The following is a 3,179-nucleotide window of genomic DNA, read 5'->3' on the forward strand; positions in this document are numbered from 1 at the left end:
GTGCCCACTGGTGTGGTATTAATAATCAGCAAACGTTCTTTCATCACATCGGCCGTTAGCTGAGTGTAAGAAAGCTGCTTACCAATATCTCTTCGCGAAACAAGGCGATAAGAAATATTCAGCTTGTTTAAGACATAAGCTACAGCTCTGGAAGCTCCACCATTACCTAAAACAAGTGCTTTTTGGTGATGCTTCTTAAGCAAAGGCTTTAATGATGCTTCGAAAGCAAATGCATCAGTGTTATATCCTTCCAAACGCACCTTCATGGAGGATAATTCTCCGCTAAAAAAGGCCTCCACAGGCTGGTGATTAACAATTTTAATACAATTCACAGCGTCTATTTCCCTTGCAGCCGGATCAATTTTATCCAGGTAAAACATTACACCAATCTTGTGGGGGACAGTTACGTTTAGCCCGCACAGGTCATGAGTATCGTTTATCAAAGCCGGAAGGTCGCTTAGATTTTGAAGCGGGTAAAGCTCGTATTCCCGATCTTCGAATCCTTCCTTGGAAAATTTATCTGTAAAGTATTTTTTCGAAAATGAATGCGTCAGAGGATATCCGATCAATCCGTATTTCTTCATTATGGATTACTTAAGTTCCTTAGGTTAACGTTGCAGAACCAATTCTGTTTAAAGATTCAGAAAATGATCGAATGTATCACTTCTAAGACCTAATCGTAAAGTTTCAACGGGGATAACATCCGCAGGGGCTATGTTTCCAAGATTAATATTCGAACCGATCAGTTTAATGAACCATACCTGCTGCGCTTTCTGCGGCGCTTCCCAAATAATAGTTTCGGCAGGGATCTGTGTTAGGATTTCGTCAATAAGCCCTTGTCTAACTTCTCCGGAATCCCTAAAAATTCCCACATTTCCAGCTTCCCGGGCTTCAGCTATCACTTTCCATGCACCAGCCTCAATTTCGGCCTGCATCAGTTTGATCCATTTATAAGGAGCAAGAATTTTAGCTGCATCTTTAGAACCAACTTCTGAAATTACGGTAACCTGTTCGCTTAATTTCCGGATATATTCACACTTTTCTTCATGCGGGATCTCTATTGATCCATCAGAAACTTCAGCCAGCTCCATCCCGTATTTATCAAGAATGCGGCGGTAATCGTCAAACTGATTTCTAATTATAAATGCTTCAAATAAAGTTCCGCCGAAGTAAACAGGGATACCGGCATCTTTATAAACCTTTAATTTTATTTCAAGATTTGGTGTTACATAGGACGTGGCCCAGCCTAATTTTATTATATCAGAATGGGGACCGGCAACTTCAAGAAAATCTTCCACCTCACGTACGCTCAACCCTTTATCCATAACCATCGTAAGTCCGTTAACACGTGGTTTCTGAGTACGCTCAGGTATACTCTTTAAAATGTAATTCATTTATTTTATTTGGTTTGGATTTCTAAATGGAATAATAATTCTAATTTATTCCCAATTTTTGCTTCCTGTTTTTCAGGTGCAAATCTCCAAAAAAAAATCAAAACCTAAAGACTGATTATTTTATTGTGTTTTAACGCGTGTAACGGTTTATTATATCAACAATAACTTTGTTCTCGTGTAGCTGAGGCAGGTATTCGAATAGTATGTGGTGTTTTTCGGGATCGGTATTCAACGCTGTCTCCAGATATATCAAAGCTTCACTAAACTCACTGGCAGCAAATAAATAAGCAACCATCCTGTAATATAATTCAGCCGCATCCGGGTTATTTTTGATACCCTCGGATATCACCTCGATTGCAGATGAAAGTTTATCCTGTTCGAAAAGTATTGAGGAATAGTCGAGCCAGGCTTCAATATCAACGGGATTTAACTCAAGAACCTTCTCATATGCTTTTTCCGATTCACCCAGCTGTTTAAGTTTATATTGCGCATCTGCGATCGCAAACCAGTAATCTGCATTCTTATCGTCCAGATCGAGCGCCTTTTTATAGAAATATAAAGACTCGAAATATCGTTCTTCAAAATCAAGGGTAACTCCAATACCAAACCAGGCATCAGATTGTGCCGGATCTAGTTTAACCGCTTTTTTATAATAGGAACGCGCTTCATCCATCCGTTCAAGCTTTTCATAGCATTCCCCGATGGCACAATATGTATCCCCGCTCGGAGGTTCGTATTCAAAGGTCTGCTTATAAACATCAATAGCTTCGCTGTAGCGATCTAGATGTACTAATGCATTTCCCTTATTGAAATAAGCCGAGGCAAAATTGTCTTTGATGAGTATCGCATAATCATAGGCATCGATAGATTTTTCATAAAGGTCCATCTTGTTGAAAGCATTGCCTAAATTATACCATGCCGCATAGGAATACGGTTCGTTGTCGATATACTGTTCGTAAAATTTGATGCTTTCCTCCTGCTTGTCCAGCACATCATAACAAAACGCAAGTTCATAAAGTGCGTCCTGATTTTCCATGTTCTGTTGCAGACACTGCTTCAGATAATTGACAGAGCTTTCGTAGTCGCCCATGCTCTGATATACATAAGCAATATGGAGCAGGATTTCGTCGGTAGTTTCTGCGTGTGCTAAAGCCTTTTCATAGTTCTGAAGGGCTTCTTCATGACGTTCCAAACCTTCAAAAATATTACCTCTGATGGTGTAAATATCCGGTTCGGAAGGCTCTAAAGTTTCAGCTTTACTAAGTGATTCGAATGCAAGATCAAACTGATTAGTAGCTACATACAACTGGGCCTGCTTAATTGAGAAAACGGCAGCAAAAGGATGCTGGTTAATGGCATACTCTGTTACCTGTAAAGCCTTTATGGGATCGTTTTTCTCAATATAGTACTCAATAATACTTTCAAAAGCCTGCGCATCAAAAAAATACTGATCCTTATTACGGATCATCTCTTCATATCTTTCAACCGAAAATCTGGGATCTTCGGAAAAATCAAACTCAAAATCTTCTTCCATCCTACAATAACCTGGTTAAGAACGTATACCGGACATTATGCAAAAACAGTTCCGGGTTTATTTCTATCAATTTAAAGCTAATCGTTAATTGTTCTGATTTTATTTTTCCACATCCTGACACCCTAAGCTTTAATTACCTGAAAATAAATTACTAAGGCTAAAAGAAAATTAGAAAACCATCAACGGCTTAACTGCCTTCTTAGAAATGCTTAACTTTGACAAAAATACGAAATTTTATGCAATTCGACATC

Annotated in this window: 3 protein-coding genes; all 3 read right to left on the reverse strand. The window is 38.9% G+C overall.

Annotation, left to right across the window (positions count from 1 at the left end; all coding sequences use genetic code 11):
- The coding region (locus WBJ10_RS03095; RefSeq protein ID WP_424288091.1) for a shikimate dehydrogenase family protein at nt 1-584 on the reverse strand (584 nt) is incomplete at its 3' end.
- 48 nt (nt 585-632) lie between these two features.
- Nucleotides 633-1,394 carry a phosphosulfolactate synthase gene (locus WBJ10_RS03100; protein WP_424288092.1) on the reverse strand — a complete coding sequence of 254 codons (762 nt, stop codon included), beginning with the start codon at nt 1,392-1,394 and terminating at the stop codon, nt 633-635.
- Nucleotides 1,395-1,524: 130 nt separating this feature from the next.
- Nucleotides 1,525-2,928 carry a tetratricopeptide repeat protein gene (locus WBJ10_RS03105; protein ID WP_424288093.1) on the reverse strand — a complete coding sequence of 468 codons (1,404 nt, stop codon included), beginning with the start codon at nt 2,926-2,928 and terminating at the stop codon, nt 1,525-1,527.
- Nucleotides 2,929-3,179 lie beyond the last annotated feature (251 nt).

This window comes from Daejeonella sp. (assembly GCF_049655485.1).
GTDB lineage: Bacteria > Bacteroidota > Bacteroidia > Sphingobacteriales > Sphingobacteriaceae > Daejeonella.